19 protein-coding genes and 2 pseudogenes are annotated in these 17,427 nt (G+C 71.5%); 16 read left to right on the forward strand and 5 right to left on the reverse strand.

What is annotated here, in order from left to right:
• Positions 1 to 42: 42 nt before the first annotated feature.
• Positions 43 to 888 (forward strand): formylglycine-generating enzyme family protein, encoded by an 846-nt coding sequence (locus tag AC4H2H_RS12005; protein ID WP_494371041.1) that lies wholly within the window; start codon positions 43 to 45, stop codon positions 886 to 888.
• Positions 889 to 960: 72 nt separating this feature from the next.
• Here the strand turns inward: AC4H2H_RS12005 and AC4H2H_RS12010 are convergent, their stop codons facing one another.
• From AC4H2H_RS12010 to AC4H2H_RS12020, 3 genes are all read right to left on the reverse strand, one after another.
• Positions 961 to 1,938 (reverse strand): COX15/CtaA family protein, encoded by a 978-nt coding sequence (locus AC4H2H_RS12010; RefSeq protein WP_494371042.1) that lies wholly within the window; start codon positions 1,936 to 1,938, stop codon positions 961 to 963.
• A 79-nt stretch (positions 1,939 to 2,017) separates the two neighbouring features.
• A complete protein-coding gene (locus tag AC4H2H_RS12015) occupies positions 2,018 to 2,839 on the reverse strand; it encodes an ABC transporter permease (RefSeq protein WP_494371043.1) in 822 nt (273 codons plus the stop codon).
• Positions 2,836 to 3,825: an ABC transporter ATP-binding protein gene (locus AC4H2H_RS12020; protein WP_494371044.1), complete on the reverse strand. Its 990-nt coding sequence runs from the start codon at positions 3,823 to 3,825 to the stop codon at positions 2,836 to 2,838. Before AC4H2H_RS12020 ends, AC4H2H_RS12015 begins: the two co-directional genes overlap by 4 nt.
• A gap of 207 nt (positions 3,826 to 4,032) precedes the next feature.
• Here AC4H2H_RS12020 and AC4H2H_RS12025 point away from each other — a divergent pair, with 207 nt between their 5' ends.
• From AC4H2H_RS12025 to AC4H2H_RS12080, 12 genes and pseudogenes are all read left to right on the forward strand, one after another.
• Complete coding sequence (locus AC4H2H_RS12025) at positions 4,033 to 4,824, forward strand: helix-turn-helix transcriptional regulator (protein ID WP_494371045.1); 792 nt, start codon at positions 4,033 to 4,035, stop codon at positions 4,822 to 4,824.
• 93 nt (positions 4,825 to 4,917) lie between these two features.
• Positions 4,918 to 6,378 (forward strand): Fe-S cluster assembly protein SufB, encoded by a 1,461-nt coding sequence (gene sufB / locus AC4H2H_RS12030; protein ID WP_494371046.1) that lies wholly within the window; start codon positions 4,918 to 4,920, stop codon positions 6,376 to 6,378.
• Position 6,379: 1 nt separating this feature from the next.
• Entirely contained in the window at positions 6,380 to 7,633 is a 1,254-nt protein-coding gene (sufD, locus tag AC4H2H_RS12035; RefSeq protein ID WP_494371047.1) for a Fe-S cluster assembly protein SufD, read from the forward strand.
• Positions 7,630 to 7,974 carry a non-heme iron oxygenase ferredoxin subunit gene (locus tag AC4H2H_RS12040; protein ID WP_494371048.1) on the forward strand — a complete coding sequence of 115 codons (345 nt, stop codon included), beginning with the start codon at positions 7,630 to 7,632 and terminating at the stop codon, positions 7,972 to 7,974. Before sufD ends, AC4H2H_RS12040 begins: the two co-directional genes overlap by 4 nt.
• Before the next feature lie 79 nt (positions 7,975 to 8,053).
• Complete coding sequence (gene sufC, locus AC4H2H_RS12045; protein WP_494371049.1) at positions 8,054 to 8,836, forward strand: Fe-S cluster assembly ATPase SufC; 783 nt, start codon at positions 8,054 to 8,056, stop codon at positions 8,834 to 8,836.
• 29 nt (positions 8,837 to 8,865) lie between these two features.
• Positions 8,866 to 10,185 (forward strand): SufS family cysteine desulfurase, encoded by a 1,320-nt coding sequence (locus AC4H2H_RS12050; RefSeq protein ID WP_494371050.1) that lies wholly within the window; start codon positions 8,866 to 8,868, stop codon positions 10,183 to 10,185.
• A 9-nt stretch (positions 10,186 to 10,194) separates the two neighbouring features.
• Positions 10,195 to 10,701 carry a Fe-S cluster assembly sulfur transfer protein SufU gene (gene sufU / locus AC4H2H_RS12055; protein WP_494371051.1) on the forward strand — a complete coding sequence of 169 codons (507 nt, stop codon included), beginning with the start codon at positions 10,195 to 10,197 and terminating at the stop codon, positions 10,699 to 10,701.
• Positions 10,698 to 11,054, forward strand: coding sequence for a metal-sulfur cluster assembly factor (locus AC4H2H_RS12060; RefSeq protein ID WP_494371052.1), 357 nt, complete (start codon positions 10,698 to 10,700; stop codon positions 11,052 to 11,054). Before sufU ends, AC4H2H_RS12060 begins: the two co-directional genes overlap by 4 nt.
• A gap of 70 nt (positions 11,055 to 11,124) precedes the next feature.
• Positions 11,125 to 11,334, forward strand: a complete 210-nt coding sequence (locus AC4H2H_RS12065) for a hypothetical protein (protein WP_494371053.1) — start codon at positions 11,125 to 11,127, stop codon at positions 11,332 to 11,334.
• Between the two features lie 66 nt (positions 11,335 to 11,400).
• Positions 11,401 to 11,724: pseudogene (locus AC4H2H_RS12070) on the forward strand (PIN domain-containing protein); the annotation flags it as partial.
• A 210-nt stretch (positions 11,725 to 11,934) separates the two neighbouring features.
• A complete protein-coding gene (locus tag AC4H2H_RS12075; RefSeq protein WP_494371054.1) occupies positions 11,935 to 13,182 on the forward strand; it encodes an ATP-binding protein in 1,248 nt (415 codons plus the stop codon).
• A gap of 157 nt (positions 13,183 to 13,339) precedes the next feature.
• Positions 13,340 to 14,719, forward strand: coding sequence for a helix-turn-helix domain-containing protein (locus AC4H2H_RS12080; RefSeq protein WP_494371055.1), 1,380 nt, complete (start codon positions 13,340 to 13,342; stop codon positions 14,717 to 14,719).
• A 25-nt stretch (positions 14,720 to 14,744) separates the two neighbouring features.
• Here the strand turns inward: AC4H2H_RS12080 and AC4H2H_RS12085 are convergent, their stop codons facing one another.
• The gene (locus AC4H2H_RS12085; protein WP_494371056.1) at positions 14,745 to 15,398 is read right to left on the reverse strand and encodes a LuxR C-terminal-related transcriptional regulator; all 654 of its coding nucleotides are present in this window, start codon (positions 15,396 to 15,398) and stop codon (positions 14,745 to 14,747) included.
• Between the two features lie 101 nt (positions 15,399 to 15,499).
• Here AC4H2H_RS12085 and AC4H2H_RS12090 point away from each other — a divergent pair, with 101 nt between their 5' ends.
• From AC4H2H_RS12090 to AC4H2H_RS12100, 3 genes are all read left to right on the forward strand, one after another.
• The gene (locus AC4H2H_RS12090) at positions 15,500 to 15,988 is read left to right on the forward strand and encodes a DUF6326 family protein (RefSeq protein ID WP_494371057.1); all 489 of its coding nucleotides are present in this window, start codon (positions 15,500 to 15,502) and stop codon (positions 15,986 to 15,988) included.
• A gap of 183 nt (positions 15,989 to 16,171) precedes the next feature.
• On the forward strand, positions 16,172 to 16,417 hold the full coding sequence (locus AC4H2H_RS12095) for a ribbon-helix-helix protein, CopG family (RefSeq protein ID WP_494371058.1): 246 nt from the start codon (positions 16,172 to 16,174) through the stop codon (positions 16,415 to 16,417).
• On the forward strand, positions 16,411 to 16,758 hold the full coding sequence (locus AC4H2H_RS12100) for a type II toxin-antitoxin system PemK/MazF family toxin (RefSeq protein WP_494371059.1): 348 nt from the start codon (positions 16,411 to 16,413) through the stop codon (positions 16,756 to 16,758). The genes AC4H2H_RS12095 and AC4H2H_RS12100 overlap by 7 nt, the downstream gene beginning before the upstream one ends.
• A 345-nt stretch (positions 16,759 to 17,103) precedes the next feature.
• Here the strand turns inward: AC4H2H_RS12100 and AC4H2H_RS12105 are convergent.
• Positions 17,104 to 17,400, reverse strand: a pseudogene (locus tag AC4H2H_RS12105) (endonuclease V); the annotation flags it as partial.
• Positions 17,401 to 17,427 lie beyond the last annotated feature (27 nt).

A 17,427-nucleotide genomic window follows, 5' to 3' on the forward strand; every position in this document is an offset into this window, starting at 1 on the left:
GCCCGGTCGGCGCGCGGCACGCCTCGGGTAGCGTCACCTCGCGTGACCACCTTCGCACCGACGCTCGTCCGTGTCCCCGCCGGGAGGATCGAGCTCACCGACGCACGGTCGAGCTCGGCCCGGGTCGTCGGGCTCGCCGCGTTCGAGATCGGCCGGGCGCCCGTGACGGTCGCCGAGCACCGTGCCGTGGCTGCTGCGGCGCGCGAGCCCGATCTCCTCGACGCGGAGGAGACGCCGGGTTTCGCGGCGGACACACCGCCCCGTCCGGTACTCACCGACGTGCCCGTGCACGGCTTCACGTGGTTCGAGGCCGTGCACTGGTGCAACGTCGCGTCCGACGTCGCGGGACTGGCCCGGGCCTACCGTCTCGACGGTCGCGACGTCGAGTGGGACGTGAGCGCGGGCGGCTTCCGCCTGCCGACCGAGGCGGAGTGGGAGCACGCGTGCCGGGCCGGGACGTCCGGACCGGCGTACGGGCCGCTGGCCGAGGTCGCCTGGACGGAGGCCGACGACGTACCCGGTCCGCAGCCCGTGGCCGGGAAGGCGCCCAACGCGTACGGCGCGCACGACATGCTCGGCAATGTGTGGGAGTGGTGCTGGGACTTCGCGGACACGGCGCGGTACGGGGAGTACCGGAGCCTGCGCGGTGGGGGATGGGCCGACCGCGCCTGGAGCGTTCGTGCGTCGGTGCGTCGGGGCAGCGCTCCTGACGCGCGGATCGAGGACGTCGGCTTCCGGGTAGCGCGGGGCGCCGTCGGGACACACGGCGGACTCGACGCCCAGGGTTGGTCGGACGCCGCCGATCGCGAGCGCGCTGACGTCCGTGGCCCGCTCCCGCTCGGGTGGACGCCGCTGCGGTTCACGCGGCCGTCGCCCGCGCCGAGGTAGAGCCCTGGTCGTGTGCCCGCCCGAGGGCACTGACTCGCGTGACCGCGGCTCTACTTCGGCGAAGAGGCTGGGTCAGGCGCGGGTTCGCGTGGTGAGGACGACGCGCGTGGTGCCCGCGACGAGGAGTGCCGAGCCGAGCATGTGGAGGCCGACGAGCAGCGCGGGCAGGCCCGTGAAGTACTGGACGTAGCCGATCGCTCCCTGGGCGAGCGTGATCGCGAGGAGGAGCCAGGCGGCGCGGCGGACCTGCTGCGGGCCGCGGCGGACACTCACGAGGTACGCGACGAGGACGGCGACGAAGATCCAGACGGCCCCCGCGTGGAACTTGCTCACGAGCGCGGGGTCCACGGCGAAGCGGTAGCCGACCTCGGCGTCGCCGCTGTGCGGGCCGGCACCGGTGACGACGACACCGAGCGCCACGACCACCGCGGTGAGCGCGGCGAGGGCCCAGGCGAGCGCACGGGTGCGCGGGCCGACCGTGGGGACCGGTGGGCCGTCGCCCTCGCCGGACCGGTGCAGCAGGAGCAGCGACACGGACACGAGGGCGGCCGAGGCGAGGAAGTGCACCGAGACCCAGCCGGGGTGCAGGTGCAGCAGGACGATGACCCCGCCGATCACGGCCTGCGCGGCGACGCCGAGCAGCGGGACCGCGCCGAGGAGCCGGTACGACAGGGCGCGCGACCGGTCCGTCCACACGAGCACGAGCACCGCCACGGCGATGACCGAGAGCACGCCCGCGAGCGTGCGGTTCCCGAACTCGACGAACTCGTTGTACGTCGTCGCGGGGTGGAACTCGGCCGTGAACTGGCCGGGGTGGCACTCGGGCCACGTCGAGCAGCCGAGCCCCGACTCGGTGAGCCGCACGGCGCCGCCGGTGACGATGATGCCGATCTGGCCGACGAGGTTCGCGACGAGCACCGGACGGGTCCAGCGACGCAGCGGCGCGAGCCGGTCGGGACGGCCTGCGGCATCTCCGGTCGCGCGGGCTGTCGCGCCGGCAGCGGCACGGTCGGTGGCGGCGGGATCCGGCGCGGGGGGCAGGGTGCTCACCGTCCCACGGTATCGGGGGTCCGCGCGAGCCTTGGAATCCTGCGGGTGTGAGATGCGACGTCGTGCCGCCGGTGACCGCTCAGGTCCAGCGGAAGAGTTTGCCCGCGCCCCAGCCGAGGGCGGCGGTCCAGCCGAGCAGGACGACGACGGAGAACGGCGGGACGGCGCCGTCGAGCAGCGCGCCGCGCATCGCCTCGCCCAGCGCGCCCGACGGGAGCAGGAGCGCGACGTGTGCGAGCGGGCCGGGGAGCTGGTCCGCGGGGACGAGGACGCCGCCGCCGACCGTGAGCAGGACGAGCACGAGGTTCGCGACGGCGAGCACGCCCTCGGCCCGCAATGTGCCGGCCAGGAGCATGGCGAGCGACGTGAAGGCCGCGGTCCCGAGCAGGATCGCGAGCAGGGCCGCGGGGATCCCCGCCGGGTCGGGACGCCACCCCAGGCTCAGCGCGACGGCCGAGATGACCACGACCTGCACGACCTCCACCGCGAGCACCCCGAGCACCTTGCCCGCGAGCAGCCCGCCGCGCCCGAGCGGGGTCGTCGACATGAGCCGCAGCACGCCGTTGCGGCGGTCGAAGGCCGTGGCGATCGCCTGCGACGTGAACGCCGTGGACATGACGGCGAGTGCGAGCACGCCGGGCGTCACGAAGTCGACGCGCGAGGCGCCGCCCGTGTCGAGGTCGATGAACGACGTGAGGACGAGACCGAGGAGCAGCATCACGGGCAGGATGATCGTCACGAGGAGCTGCTCCCCGTTGCGCAGGATCATGCGCGTCTCGAACGCGGTCTGCGACGCGACGCGACGCCACGCGGGCGCGGCGAGCGCGCTCGACGACGGTGCGACGCCCGGTCCTGCGGATGACGTGGTCGCGGCGGGCGCGGGGTGCGTTCGGTCGCTCATCGCAGGTGCCGTCCCGTGAGGTCGAGGAACACGTCCTCGAGCGTGCGGCGGCCCACCGTGACGCGCGACGTGAGGACGCTGCGCGCGGCGAGCCACGTGGTCAGCGCCACGAGCGTGGCAGGGTCGGCGGGGCCCGTCAGCGCGTAGGAGCCGGGCTGCTGCTCGGCGACGACCCACGTGGGCGCGGCCGTGGCGCCGGGAACGGTGTCCGTCGAGCCCGTGCTCTGCGCGACCTGACCGGCGAGCACGGCGTCCAGGCCCGCGAGGTCGAGCCCCGGCGTCGCCTCGAAGCGGACGGTGCGGTCCTGCTCGCCGTCGGCGCCGGTCTCGAGCAGGTCGCGCGTCGTCCCGGACGCGATGACCTTGCCGTGGTCGACGACGTACACGTGGTCGGCAAGGTCCTCCGCCTCGTCCATGAGGTGGGTCGTGAGCACGATGCCGACGCCGTCGGCGCGCAGCTCGCGCACGAGCTCCCACACCGCGTGGCGGCTCTGCGGGTCCATGCCCGCGCTCGGCTCGTCGAGGAACACGACCTCCGGCCTCCCGACGACCGCCGCGGCGAGCGCGAGGCGCTGGCGCTGGCCGCCCGAGAGGCGGCGCACGGTCGTGCGCGCGAAGCTCTCGAGGCCCAGGCGCTCGGTGAGCTCGCCGACGTCGCGCGGGTCCGCGTACATGGACGCGACGTGCCGCAGCATCTCGAGCGCGCGGACGCCGGTGGGCAGGCCGCCGTCCTGCAGCATCACGCCGACGCGCGGGCGCAGGTCGCGCGCGTCGCTCACCGGGTCGAGCCCGAGCACCTGGACGCGACCGGAGTCGGGCGTGCGCAGGCCCTCGCAGCTCTCGACGGTCGTCGTCTTGCCCGCACCGTTCGGCCCGAGGACCGCGGTGATGGCGCCGCGCTCCGCGGTGAGCGACACGCCGTCGACGACGGCACGACCGTCGTAGCGCTTGACGAGGTCGTGCACGAGCACGGCGGGGGCGGGCACCCGCCGATTCTAGGGGCTGGCGGCGGGCGCGGGATCTCTCCTGCAGGCCTGCTCGGCCGGGTGTCGCGTACGCCACATCGCCGCCTTCCGGGGGCCCGCTGAGGGTCGCCTTGCTTGCGCTCAGGCAATTAGGGAACAACCATGTTCTCTATATCGAGCTGCGTGCTGCGCGCACGCGTGCCCGCGACGACGCCGCAGGAGGTGTGCATGTCCGCAGGATCCGTCCGCCCGGACGCGCTGCTCCCTGCCGTGCCCGAGGTGCCGACCGTGCCCGAGGCCCCGACCGTGCACGTCGCGACCGACGCCGACCGCCGCACGCGCGAGCGCGTGCTCGAGCTCGTGGCGAGCGAGGGCCCCGTGAGCGCCGCCGAGCTCGCGGCGACCCTCGGGCTCACGCCCGCCGCCGTCCGCCGCCATCTCGCCCTCCTCGAGGAGGACGACCTCGTCGCCGTGTACGACGCCGGGCACGCCACCGGCATGCGCGGCCGGCCCGCGCGGCGCTACGTGACGACGTCGGCCGGTCAGGGCGAGCTCACGGGCACCTATGCCGACCTCGCGACCGAGGCGCTGCGGTACCTGCGCGACGTCGGCGGCCCGGACGCCGTCGAGCGCTTCGCGCACGACCGCCTCGCCGGGCTCGCCGACCGCTACGCCGCGCGCCTCGACGCCGACGACGTCGAGGGGCGGGCCGTGCAGCTCGCCGCGGCGCTCGCGGACGACGGGTACGCGGCGAGTGTGCGGCCCGTCCCGGGCACCCTCGCCGTGCAGCTCTGCCAGGGCCACTGCCCGGTGCAGCACGTCGCCGAGGAGTTCCCCCAGCTGTGCGAGGCGGAGGCGCAGGTGTTCGCGAAGCTGCTCGGCTCGCACGTGCAGCGCCTCGCGACGCTCGCCACGGGCGGGCACGCGTGCACGACCAACGTCCCGCTCCACCCCGCCGCCCGCCTCCCGGGCGCCGGTGACGTCCGCACGCGGGGGAGACCGCCGTCGGACGAGCCCTGACCCGCACCTCCAGCACGACCACCCGCCGGGCCATCCCGGCCGCCCCCCGAACCGACTGCCCCCTCCGCATCGACGGACAGTGGAAGGAACACCATGAGCGCTCCCACCCAGGACGCCGCCGGCACGGCCCAGCCGACCGGTGAGAAGCAGACCGACGACCAGATCATCGCCTCGATCGGCGCCTACGAGTACGGCTGGCACGACGCCGACGCCGCCGGCGCCACGGCGCAGCGCGGCCTCTCCGAGGACGTCTTGCGCAACATCTCCGCGCTGAAGAACGAGCCGGAGTGGATGCTCAAGACCCGGCTCAAGGCGCTGCGCCTGTTCGGCAAGAAGCCCATGCCGAGCTGGGGCTCCGACCTCACGGGCATCGACTTCGACAACATCAAGTACTTCGTACGGTCCACGGAGAAGCAGGCGGCCTCGTGGGAGGACCTGCCCGAGGACATCAAGGCGACGTACGACAAGCTCGGCATCCCCGAGGCGGAGAAGCAGCGCCTCGTCGCGGGCGTCGCGGCGCAGTACGAGTCCGAGGTGGTCTACCACCAGATCAACGAGGAGCTCGAGAAGCAGGGCGTCATCTTCCTCGACACCGACACCGCGCTGCGCGAGCACCCGGAGCTCTTCCAGGAGTACTTCGGCACCGTCATCCCGTCGGGCGACAACAAGTTCGCGGCGCTCAACTCGGCCGTGTGGTCGGGTGGGTCGTTCGTCTACGTGCCGCCGGGCGTGCACGTCGAGATCCCGCTGCAGGCCTACTTCCGCATCAACACGGAGAACATGGGCCAGTTCGAGCGGACGCTGATCATCGCGGACGAGGGCTCGTACGTGCACTACGTCGAGGGCTGCACCGCGCCGATCTACTCGAGCGACTCGCTGCACTCCGCGGTCGTCGAGATCATCGTCAAGAAGAACGCCCGCGTGCGCTACACGACCATCCAGAACTGGTCGAACAACGTCTACAACCTCGTGACCAAGCGGGCGACCGCGGCCGAGGGCGCGACGATGGAGTGGGTCGACGGCAACATCGGCTCCAAGGTCACCATGAAGTACCCGGCGATCTACCTGCTCGGCGAGCACGCGCGCGGCGAGACGCTGTCCATCGCGTTCGCGGGCGAGGGCCAGCACCAGGACGCGGGCGCCAAGATGGTGCACGCGGCCCCGCACACGTCGTCGTCCATCGTGTCGAAGTCGGTCGCGCGCGGCGGCGGTCGCACGTCGTACCGCGGCCTCGTGCAGGTGCTCGAGGGTGCCGCGCACTCGGCCTCGACCGTCCTGTGCGACGCGCTGCTCGTCGACCAGATCTCCCGGTCCGACACCTACCCGTACGTCGACGTCCGCGAGGACGACGTGTCCATGGGGCACGAGGCGACGGTCTCGCGGGTGAGCGAGGACCAGCTGTTCTACCTCATGTCCCGAGGCATGGAGGAGACCGAGGCGATGGCCATGATTGTGCGCGGGTTCGTCGAGCCCATCGCGCGCGAGCTGCCCATGGAGTACGCGCTCGAGCTCAACCGCCTCATCGAGCTGCAGATGGAAGGGTCCGTCGGCTGATATGACCACCACCACCATTCCCGAAGAGGCCGGACTGACCACCGACCACTCGCGCGCGCAGGCCGACGGGGCGCACTCCCACGGAGTCGTGCCCCAGGGCTCGCGCGCCGAGCGCCTCACGTCGTTCGACCTCGCCGACATCCCCGTGCCCTCCGGGCGCGAGGAGGAGTGGCGCTTCTCGCCCGGCGCGCGGCTCGCGCCGCTGTTCGAGGAGAAGCTCGTCGGCCAGAGCGGCGGCGGCGACGTGCGCGTCACGGTCGTCGAGGCGCCCGAGGTCGAGGTCTCGATCGTCGGTCGCGACGACGCCCGGCTCGGCACCGCCGGCAAGCCCGGCGACCGCACGGCCGTGACGGCCTGGAACGCGTTCGAGCAGTCCACGGTCATCACCGTGCCGAAGGAGGCCGTCGCGTCCGACGTGACCTCCGTGCGGATCGAGGGCCACGGCTCCACGCCCACGGCGAGCCACGTCCTCGTGCGCGCCGAGCGGCACTCGGAGGCCGTCGTCGTGCTCGACCACGTCGGGAACGCCACCCTCAACGAGACGGTCGAGATCGTCGTCGAGGACGGCGCGCACCTCACCGTCGTCTCCGTGCAGGACTGGGCGGGCGGCGCCGTGCACGCGTCGTCGCACCGGGCCCGCATCGGTCGCGACGCGCGCCTCAAGCACGTCGTCGTGACGCTCGGCGGCGACGTCGTGCGCCTCACCCCCGACGCGGAGTTCACCGCCGAGGGCGGCGAGGTCGAGATGGTCGGCCTGTACTTCGCCGACGCGGACCAGCACCAGGAGCACCGCCTCTTCGTCGACCACGCCGTCCCGCGCTGCAAGTCGCGCGTCACGTACAAGGGCGCGCTGCAGGGCGAGGGCGCGCACGTGGTGTGGGTGGGCGACGTGCTCATCCGGGCCGAGGCCGAGGGCACCGACACCTACGAGCTCAACCGCAACCTCGTCCTCACGGAGGGCGCGCGGGCCGACTCGGTGCCGAACCTCGAGATCGAGACGGGCGAGATCGAGGGCGCGGGCCACGCGTCCGCGACCGGTCGCTTCGACGACGAGCAGCTCTTCTACCTGCAGGCTCGCGGCATCCCGGAGAGCGAGGCGCGCCGCCTCGTCGTCCGGGGGTTCTTCGCCGAGCTCATCCAGGAGATCGGCGTCGCGTCGGTCGAGGAGCGCCTGCTCGAGGCGATCGAGCGCGAGCTCAGCAAGTCCATGTCGATCATCGACGGGAGCGCCGAGCCCGCCGAGGCCACGGCGTGACCGCACAGCCCGCCTGCACGACGGCGGACCTCGGCCCGGAGGAGGCGCTGCGCGTCGAGCTCCCGGCCGCCGACGGGCGGGTCGTCGAGGTCGCCGTCATCCGTGACGGGGACGGCGACTGGCACGCGATCTCAGACATCTGCTCCCACGGGGCGGTGTCGCTGTCGGACGGCGAGGTCGAGGGATGCTTCGTCGAGTGCTGGCTGCACGGCTCGCAGTTCGACCTGCGGACCGGCATGCCGACCGCGCTGCCCGCGATGCGGCCGGTGCCCGTCTACCCGGTGACGGTCGACGGCGAGCAGGTGCTCGTCGACGTCGACCGCGTCGTCGCCCCGACCTGAACCGCCCCGTCGATCCGCCAGAAATGACACGGCGCGCCTCGCGCCCCACAGCTCACAGAACCTCTTGGAGAAGAACCAGATGTCCACTCTCGAGATCCGCGACCTGCACGTCAGCGTCGAGACCAAGGAAGGGCCGAAGCCGATCCTGCGCGGCGTCGACCTGACGATCGCCAGCGGCGAGATCCACGCCATCATGGGCCCGAACGGCTCGGGCAAGTCCACGCTCGCCTACTCCATCGCCGGCCACCCCAAGTACCAGGTGACGAGCGGCACCGTGACGCTCGACGGCGAGGACGTCCTCGCGATGAGCGTCGACGAGCGCGCCCGCGCGGGCCTGTTCCTCGCGATGCAGTACCCCGTCGAGGTCCCGGGCGTGAGCGTCTCGAACTTCCTGCGCACCGCGAAGACCGCGATCGCCGGCGAGGCCCCCGCGCTGCGCCACTGGACCAAGGACGTCAAGGGCGCCATGGAGCGGCTGCGGATGGACGCGTCGTTCGCGGAGCGCTCGGTCAATGAGGGCTTCTCCGGCGGCGAGAAGAAGCGCCACGAGATCCTCCAGATGGAGCTCCTCAGCCCGAAGTTCGCCATCCTCGACGAGACCGACTCGGGCCTCGACGTCGATGCGCTGCGCATCGTCTCCGAGGGCGTCAACCGCGTCCACGGGAACACCGACGCGGGCGTCCTGCTCATCACGCACTACACGCGCATCCTGCGCTACATCAAGCCGGACTTCGTCCACGTCTTCGTCGACGGCAAGGTCGCCGAGCAGGGCGGCTCCGAGCTCGCGGACCGTCTCGAGGAGGAGGGCTACGACCGCTACCTCCCCGGTGCGGTCGAGTCCGCGTCGGCAGCGTCCGCCTGAGCGGTCGCGCCACGTTCGAGGAGACGACCATGACGACCACCGCGCACACCGCCGAGCAGCCCGCCGGTCCGTCGGCGCGCCTGAGCGCCGGCGAGCTCGCCGCCGTGCGGGCGGACTTCCCGCTGCTCGAGCGCACCGTGCGCGGTGGTCGTCCGCTCGTCTACCTCGACTCCGCGGCGACGTCGCAGAAGCCGCAGGTCGTCCTCGACACCGAGGTCGACTTCTACGAGGAGCGCAACGCCGCGGTGCACCGCGGCGCGCACCAGCTCGCTGAAGAGGCGACCGAGGCGTTCGAGGCCGCGCGCGCGGACGTCGCGTCGTTCGTCGGCGCGCGACCGGGCGAGATCGTCTGGACGTCCGGCGCGACGGCGGCGATCAACCTCGTCGCGTACGGGATCTCGAACGCGACGCTCGGTCGCGGGGGATCCGCGGCGCGGCGGTTCGCGCTCGCGCCGGGCGACGAGATCGTGATCACCGAGGCCGAGCACCACGCGAACATCGTCCCGTGGCAGGAGCTCGCGGCCCGCACGGGCGCCGTGCTGCGCTGGTTCGACGTGGACGACGACGGCCGCGTGCGCGTCGAGGACGCGGCGAGCGTCATCACCGATCGGACGCGCGTCGTCGCGTTCACGCACGTGTCGAACGTGACCGGCGCCGTGACTCCGGTCGCGCCGATCGTGGCCCGGGCGCGCGACGTCGGCGCGCTCACCGTGCTCGACGCGTGCCAGTCCGTGCCGCACCTGCCGATCGACCTGCCCGCGCTGGGCGTCGACTTCGCCGTGTTCTCGTCGCACAAGATGCTCGGGCCGACGGGCGTCGGCGCGCTCTACGGGCGGCGCGAGCTGCTCGAGGCGCTCCCGCCCGTGACGACCGGCGGGTCGATGATCGAGGTCGTCACGATGACCGAGTCGAGCTACATGGCCCCACCGCAGCGCTTCGAGGCGGGCACGCAGGCGGTCGCGCAGATCGTCGGGTTCGGGGCGGCCGCGAGATACCTGGACGAGCTCGGCATGGAGGGCGTCGCGGCGCACGAGCACGAGCTCGCCGCCGAGCTGCTGCGCATCGGGGAGATCCCGGGCGTGCGGATCGTCGGTCCGCGCGAGCCGGTCGACCGGCTCGCGGTCGTGTCGTTCGTCGTGGACGGCGTGCACGCCCACGACGTCGGGCAGGTGCTCGACGACGCCGGCATCGCCGTGCGCGTCGGGCACCACTGCGCGCAGCCCCTGCACCGTCGGTTCGGCGTCGCGGCCACGGCACGCGCGTCCGCGTCCGTGTACACGACGCGCGAGGACGTCGACGCCTTCCGGGAAGCATTGGCCGGGGTCCGAGCGTTCTTCTCGGTGGACTGAGAGGACTCCATGAGCTCGATCGAGCAGATGTACCAGCAGGTCATCCTCGACCACGCGAAGACCCCGCACGGGCGGGGCCTCGTCGAGGTGGCCGACGGCGCGGCCAGCGGCCAGTCGCACCAGGTGAACCCGACCTGCGGCGACGAGGTGACGCTGCGCGTCGAGCTCGCCGGCGACACGATCGGCCGCGTGAGCTGGGATGGACAGGGCTGCAGCATCTCGCAGGCGTCCCTGTCCGTCCTCACCGACCTCGTGACCGGGCGACCTGTCACCGAGGCGGAGCACCTCGGCGAGGTCTTCCGCGAGCTCATGGGCTCGCGCGGCAAGGGCCTCGACGAAGCCGCGGAGGACGAGCTCGAGGACGCCACCGCGTTCACCGGCGTCTCGCTGTACCCTGCCCGCATCAAGTGCGCCCTGCTCGGCTGGGCAGCGCTGCGGGACTCGCTCGTGACCTCAGGCGCACTGGACCACACGACCGCGGCGGACGCCGCGGCGACCACGGAGGAGAACCGATGAGCACCGACACGACCGGCGCGCCCACGGGCGGCGTCGCACCGAGCCCGCCCACGGTGGCGGACGTCGAGGAGGCCCTCCGCGACGTCATCGACCCCGAGCTCGGCATCAACGTCGTCGACCTCGGCCTCATCTACGGCATCCAGGTCGACCAGAACAACCACGCGATCATCGACATGACGCTCACGTCCGCGGCCTGCCCGCTGACCGACGTCATCGAGGACCAGTCCGCGCAGGCGCTCGACGGCCTCGTCGACGGCTTCCGCGTCAACTGGGTCTGGATGCCGCCGTGGGGCCCGGAGAAGATCACCGACGACGGCAAGGACCAGCTCCGCGCGCTGGGGTTCAACGTCTGATCACCGCGTAGCCGCTCCGCTCCTGATGCATAGACTGTCACCGGCTTCTCTGTATCAGGAGGTGGTCCTCATGCCGGTCACGACAGTCGATCTTCCCGAAGGTCTGGTCGAACAGGCCAAGGCGGCGACGGGGGAGAAGACCACCAAGGGCACCATCATCACGGCGCTCAACGAGGTCATCGTTCGTGCCCGCCAGCTCGAAGCGATCGGCCGTCTCGCTGGCCGCGAGCACCTGGGGGATCTCCTCGACGAGGACGTGCAGGCCAAGGCCGCCGGGTGACGATGCGGGTCCTGGTCGACACCTCGGTGTGGGCGAGGGGCCACGTCACCGACTTTCCGCAAAGCTCTCACGGACGCATCCCGTGAGAGCCAGATCGTCCTCGCGCCGCCCGTCGTACTCGAGCTCGGGTTCTCGGCTCGGAGCGTTGTCGAGTGGGACGGGCTGCACGACGACCTTGCCGCGTTCCCCGTGCTGCCGCTCAGCGAGCGGACGCACGTGATCGCCACTGCGATGCAGCGAGCGCTGTGGGCGGGCGGAAAGGTCAGCGCTGCCGGGGCGACCGACACGCTGTTCGCGGCGTGCGCCGTCGACAACGACGCAGTGCTGATCCACTACGACCGCGACTACGAACACCTCGCCGGTGTCGAGCCGCGCCTTCAGCACCGGTGAGAGGTGTCCCGGGGGGAGCGCGGCCTGGTGTGTCCGGTCGACGTTTGCTGCTGCTGTTGTGCGGGGTGGATGACGGAGATCCTCCGCGGTCCGTGCGGGCCCATCGGTGCGGCGAATCCCCGAGCAATGTTCGGCTAATCCACGAGCGCACCATGGCGAATTGACGAGCCCGGCCTGGCGGATCGGCGACGATGTCGGTACCGTCGCGCCATGACGACCATCGCACGTCACGTGAGGCCGCGGGTCACGGAGGCACTGGACGACACCCGCGTCGTCGTCGTCCAAGGAGCACGGCAGGTCGGCAAGACGACGCTGCTGCGCGACGTCGTCGCGGAGCGTCGGGGACGCCTCGTGACGTTCGACGACGACGTCACGCGTGCCGCCGCGCAGGCGGATCCTGTCGGGTTCCTCGGGCAGATGGCGGACGGGCTGCTCGCGATCGACGAGGTCCAGCGTGTGCCCGAACTCGTCCTGGCCCTCAAGCTCGTCGTCGATCGCGATCCCCGGCCCGGGCGGTTCCTGCTGACAGGCTCCGCGAACCTCCTGCGTCTGCCCACGACCGAGGACAGTCTCGCGGGCCGCGCGGAGAGCATCGAGCTCCATGGGTTCACCCAAGGGGAGATGGAAAGCCGTCGAGAGAAGTTCATCGATCGCTTGATGGCCGGTGACACGTTCGTGGGGCACGAGAGCGGCCTCAGTCGCGCCGACTACCTCGAGCGCGCAGTCGCCGGGACCTACCCCGAGGCGCTCGCACGGGAGGCGGGTCGCCGCCGTAACCGGTGGCTCGACAACTACCTGTCGCGCGTCATCGAGCGAGATGCCCCCGACGTCTCGAACCTTCAACGACTCGGAGACCTGCCGCTCATCCTGCGGGTGCTCGCCGCGCGCAACAGCGAGGAGCTGAACGTCTCCAGCATCGCTGGCGACACAGGTATTCCTGCCAGCACGCTCACGCCGCACCTCGAGCTCTTGGAGACGCTCTACCTGATCCAGCGGATCCCCGCGTGGTCGACGAACCTGTCCAAGCGGGTGATCTCCCGGCCCAAGGTCGCACTCCTGGACACCGGCCTGGCGGCGAGGCTTGTCAACGTATCGGCTGCCGGTGCTGCGCCGACGGTCAACGGAGAGGTCGCGGGCCACCTGCTCGAGGGCTTTATCGCGGGCGAGCTTCGTCGACAGCTGGGCTGGGCTGAAGAGTCGGTCCGCATCAGCCATTACCGGGACCGCGCCGGTGACGAGGTCGACCTCGTCCTGGAGGCCGACGACGGACGGGTCGCGGGGCTCGAAGTCAAAGCCGCGTCGTCCGTGGGGCTCCGCGACGCGAAGTGGCTGCTCAAGCTCCGCGACAGGCTCGGTAGTCGGTTCGTCGCAGGTGTCGTCCTCCATACTGGGCGAACGAGCGCGCCCTTCGGCGACCGGGTCAGCGCCGTCCCGATCGACGCACTGTGGACCGCCTGAGCGGTCGCTTCGAAGACCCCGGCCCGCCGAAACCACTGTGGCGTTCCCTCCCGCGTCGTCGCTGGTCACGATCGGCTTGCGATTCCTTCTGGTGCGTTGACGAGGAGTGTCCTGAGTGTTGGGATATGTGCGCCCACACCACTTTTCGGAGGATGACGTGACACAGCAGGACCAGACCGGCTCGGGCGGATCCCCGCGACAGGTGCGTTACCGCGGCAGGCATCTCCCGATGGTCGCGGTGGTCGTCGCGGCGACGATCGCGACCGCCCTGGCCTACAGCGGCATGGTCCTGTTCGGCCTCGAGGTCGCGCACATGTCGCCGCTCGAGGCGTACGGACTCGCGGGCTTCCTCGAGGTCAGCCTCGTCGCCGTGGCGCTCATGGCGCGCAACGCGGCGCTCGAGGGTCGCCCGTACGGCATCCTCCTCACGCTCACCTGGGTGCTCTCGGGCACCTCGGGCGTGTTCGCGGCGCTCCACGAGATCGCCGTCCCGACCGACAGCACGCCGTACATGGTGGTGTTCCGGTTCGTGCCGCCGCTGGTCGCCGCGCTCATGTGGCACCTCGCCCTCGTGGGGGAGCGGCACATGGTCACAGGCCACACGCTCGACGAGCGCCGCCGCGAGACGCGGGTCCACGGGTACGTCACCGCCATGGAGCAGTGGCGCGACGCGCGCGTCGACAGCTCGGGCTCGTCGGCGGACCTGCGCAAGGTGCGGGCCGCGCACCAGCGTCAGCGCGCCGCCCGTGACGCTGCCCTCAAGCTGCTGACGGTCGAGGACTTCGAGCGCCGCATGCAGATCTGGGTCGACCGTCTGGAGGCCGCGGAGCGCCACGGCAACCGGCTCGACCTCATCGGGGCGAGCTCCGTGAAGCGCGGTACCGCCCGTGGGTCGGCCGAGGCTCCCGCGGTCGTCGTCGCGCGGACCGCTGCGCCCGCTGAGGCACGCAACCTGGAGACCCTCGCGCTGGAGTCGGCGCGCGACGACGCGGTCCGCGCGGTCGAGGCGCCTCAGCGGGTCGAGGTCCGTCAGGCCGTCGAGCCGCAGGCCGCCGCACCGGTCCAGGCTGCCCCGGCAGCCCCGGCGCCGGTCGCGACCTCCGCCGTCGAGCCGGACGAGAAGCCCTACGTGCCCGAGACGGCGTTCGAGGCGCTTCCCGATCTCGAGGCGCGGGTGAAGGAGCTGTTCGGGCGCGCCCAGCCGCTCCCCTGGGACCAGCCCGTCCCGGAGGACACCGACGCGACGTCGGTCGTGGAGCCCCCGACCGTGACCGGTCACACGCGGCGCGTCGAGGTCTTCGACCTCGCCCGTCCCGGCGCCGACGTGCAGGCCGCGGCGAGCGAGCCTGACGAGGCCTCCCTCGGCGAGGACCCGACCGATCGCGACCGCCGCATCGTCGAGCTCGCCCGCCAGGGCGTGAGCCAGCGTGAGATCGCCCAGCAGGTTTCGGTGGCGCGGTCGACCGTCGGCCGCGTCGTCCGCCGCTACGAGGACCAGAAGCCTGCAGCCGACGACCGCGAGCTCGCGAACGCCTGAGGCAGGCGCTCGCTGCGATCTGCACCTACTGGTCTGCTCTCACGCGTCGGGTGTCGTAGGCCCACATCGCGATCTCGACGCGGTTGCGGGCGCCGAGCTTGGTCATCAACGACGCCACGTGGGACTTGACCGTGCTCAGGCTGACGAAGAGCTCGGTAGCGATCTCGGCGTTCGTCCGGCCCCGTGCCACCAGGGCGAGCACCTCTTCCTCGCGCTCGGTGAGCGAGTCGACGGGCTGGACCGGTACCACCGGCGTCTGGTCGGCGAAGGTCGCCAGCAGCCGACGGGTGACGTTGGGGGCGATCAGCGCGTCCCCGTCGGCCGCCGCGTGGATGGCCTGCACGAGGAGCTCCGGCCCGGCGTCCTTGAGCAGGAAGCCGCGGGCGCCGGCGCGGAGGGCGCCGAGGACGTACTCGTCGAGGTCGAAAGTGGTGATCACGACGACCGCCATCGGGTCCGTCACGTCCGGCCCGGCCAGGCGCCGCGTCACCTCGATGCCGTCGAGCCCAGGCATCCGGATGTCGACGAGGAGGACGTCGGGACGCAGCCGGGTCGCCAGGTCGAGCGCTGCGAGCCCGTCTGCGGCCACCCCCACCACCTCGAGGTCGGGTTGCGCGCCGAGAATCCTAGGGATCGGCGCGCCTCGGCGTACCCGCCGAAAGAACGAGAGAGAGACCATACCGTCGGCCAGGTGAGCTCCAGCCTCCCGGCCGGTGTGCCCAGCCACCGGGCCCAGCGATCGTGGACCTACCGATCCGCACCACGACAACGGAGCCCATGATGAGAACACGTCAACCCATCACCGCACTGGACGACCAGCCGGTCCCGGTGAGAGCCAAGCTCGCCGCAGCGTGGGCAAGCCTCATGTTCCTGTACGCCTACGTGGACATTCTCAACTTCTTCACGCCCGGCGTCATCGGCGACATCCTCGACGGCAGGGTCTTCGAGTTCGACCTCTCCCAGACCTTCTCGACCACGGCGCTGATCCTCATGGCCGTCCCGATCTTCATGGTCGTGCTGTCGACGACGTTGCCCGCCAGGGTGAACCGCATCGCGAACCTCGTCGTGGCTTCGCTCTACGTCCCCGTCACGGTGTTCAACGTGGTCGGCGAGTCATGGCTGTACTTCTACGGCCTGGGCATCGCACTGGAACTGATCCTTCTCGCCCTCATCCTGCGGTACGCCTGGACCTGGCCCCGCACCGCATCTTCGGCGACCATGTCGACCAGCCCGGACCGTGAAACCGTACGCGCCCAGCGTCAAGCGTGACTCGACAGTCGTCACCGTCCTGTTCGCAGCCATCTGCCTCTGAGTCGCGGTGTGCGCCTCCTGGCGCCCATGATCGGCTCTCACAGAGAGGTGGTCGTTCGTGTCCGTCGGCTCGACGTGAACGACCGCCTCGCTCCCACGAGCACCTGGCCGACCTCTGGTATGACTGGTTATACTCGGCCTATGAAGACTGCCATCTCCGTACCCGATCGTGAGTTCGAGCGGTTCGAGCGGATTGCTGCCCGGCACGGCATGAACCGTTCGGAGTTCTTCCGACGCGCGGGCGAGAAGTTCGCGGACGAGCTCGAGGGCAGCAGCGACCTGACTGCGCTGGCAGACGCTGCGCTCGCGGACGCCGGGCAGCCGTCCGAGGACGGCTTGTTCCTCGCTGCTTCCGAGCGCGAGATGGTGCGCGGGACCGAGTGGTGATCTCCCGCGGTGACGTCGTCTGGGTGGACTTCGGGCAGCCTCGCGTAAGCGAGCCTGCGAAGACCCGCCCGGCGCTGGTGATCCAGGAAGACTGGCTCCTCGCCTCGACCATCACCACCGTGATCGTCGTTCCACTGACCTCGAATCTCAGGCTCGAGTCGTTCCCGGGCAATGTCCTCGTCCCTACAGCCGCATCCGGCCTGGACAAGGACTCGGTCGCTGTCGTCTCGCAGGTGGGGCCCGTCAGTCGTGAGTTCCTCGAGCCGTACCCCGTTGGCCACCTGCCCGGATACCTGATGTCGAAGGTCTCCGACGGCCTGCGCCTGGTCCTCGGGGTGTAGCAGCACGGTCGACGGCGACGTGACGTTCGGGCCGCGAGTGACCAGGGCGATGACGCCCTGCGCGAGGCGCTGGGCTGGGGCCGACGTCACGCACGTCATGTCGCTCGGTTCCCGCGCCAAGCGGCTCGCCGACGCACTCGGCGTCCCCTTGACCGCGGCGTTCGACCGGTTCATTGCGGAGGAGTTGCGCACGCACGGGTGCCGGTCGTCCGGCGTTGAGAACGCGGGCCTACGGTTCCCCTGCCGGCAACGGCGCCGGCCGCACGACCGAAGGAGTCTCGACGCCCATGCTCGCCGCGTGGGGCGCGCTCGCCCTGCTCGCACTCGTCCACCTCGCCGCACAGCTCACGGGTGCCTCGACGCTCGCCACGCCTCCGACCGTGCAAGCCGGTCCACGAGGCGGAGCGACTCGGGAAGGCGCCCTGTGCCCGGTAGATTCACCAGATCAAGGGCGGGCACCAGTGCGAGAACCGCGAGCAGCGGCGGGAGCTCACGCTCGAAGAACCGGCCCGGGACGTACGGGGCGATGGCCGGCAACCAGAGGGTCTGGGTCTCGACGATGGACCGGAAGGACGGGTCGGACGCGACCACGACCGCAGCGCGTGCTCCGCCGTCGGCGGGATAGTGAACGTCCACCGCCGCGGAACGGCGGAGCGCCCGGGGCGGACG

The sequence above is a fragment of the Cellulosimicrobium sp. BMG9.22 genome (genome assembly GCF_059159975.1).

Coding starts and splice junctions, on each gene's coding strand:
- AC4H2H_RS12015 (WP_494371043.1), bottom strand. CDS start 2,839: ATGAGCGACCGAACGCACCCCGCGCCCGCCGCGACCACGTCATCCGCA.
- AC4H2H_RS12025 (WP_494371045.1), top strand. CDS start 4,033: ATGTCCGCAGGATCCGTCCGCCCGGACGCGCTGCTCCCTGCCGTGCCC.
- sufB (WP_494371046.1), top strand. CDS start 4,918: ATGAGCGCTCCCACCCAGGACGCCGCCGGCACGGCCCAGCCGACCGGT.
- sufD (WP_494371047.1), top strand. CDS start 6,380: ATGACCACCACCACCATTCCCGAAGAGGCCGGACTGACCACCGACCAC.
- sufC (WP_494371049.1), top strand. CDS start 8,054: ATGTCCACTCTCGAGATCCGCGACCTGCACGTCAGCGTCGAGACCAAG.
- AC4H2H_RS12050 (WP_494371050.1), top strand. CDS start 8,866: ATGACGACCACCGCGCACACCGCCGAGCAGCCCGCCGGTCCGTCGGCG.
- sufU (WP_494371051.1), top strand. CDS start 10,195: ATGAGCTCGATCGAGCAGATGTACCAGCAGGTCATCCTCGACCACGCG.
- AC4H2H_RS12060 (WP_494371052.1), top strand. CDS start 10,698: ATGAGCACCGACACGACCGGCGCGCCCACGGGCGGCGTCGCACCGAGC.
- AC4H2H_RS12065 (WP_494371053.1), top strand. CDS start 11,125: ATGCCGGTCACGACAGTCGATCTTCCCGAAGGTCTGGTCGAACAGGCC.
- AC4H2H_RS12075 (WP_494371054.1), top strand. CDS start 11,935: ATGACGACCATCGCACGTCACGTGAGGCCGCGGGTCACGGAGGCACTG.
- AC4H2H_RS12085 (WP_494371056.1), bottom strand. CDS start 15,398: ATGGTCTCTCTCTCGTTCTTTCGGCGGGTACGCCGAGGCGCGCCGATC.
- AC4H2H_RS12090 (WP_494371057.1), top strand. CDS start 15,500: ATGAGAACACGTCAACCCATCACCGCACTGGACGACCAGCCGGTCCCG.
- AC4H2H_RS12095 (WP_494371058.1), top strand. CDS start 16,172: ATGAAGACTGCCATCTCCGTACCCGATCGTGAGTTCGAGCGGTTCGAG.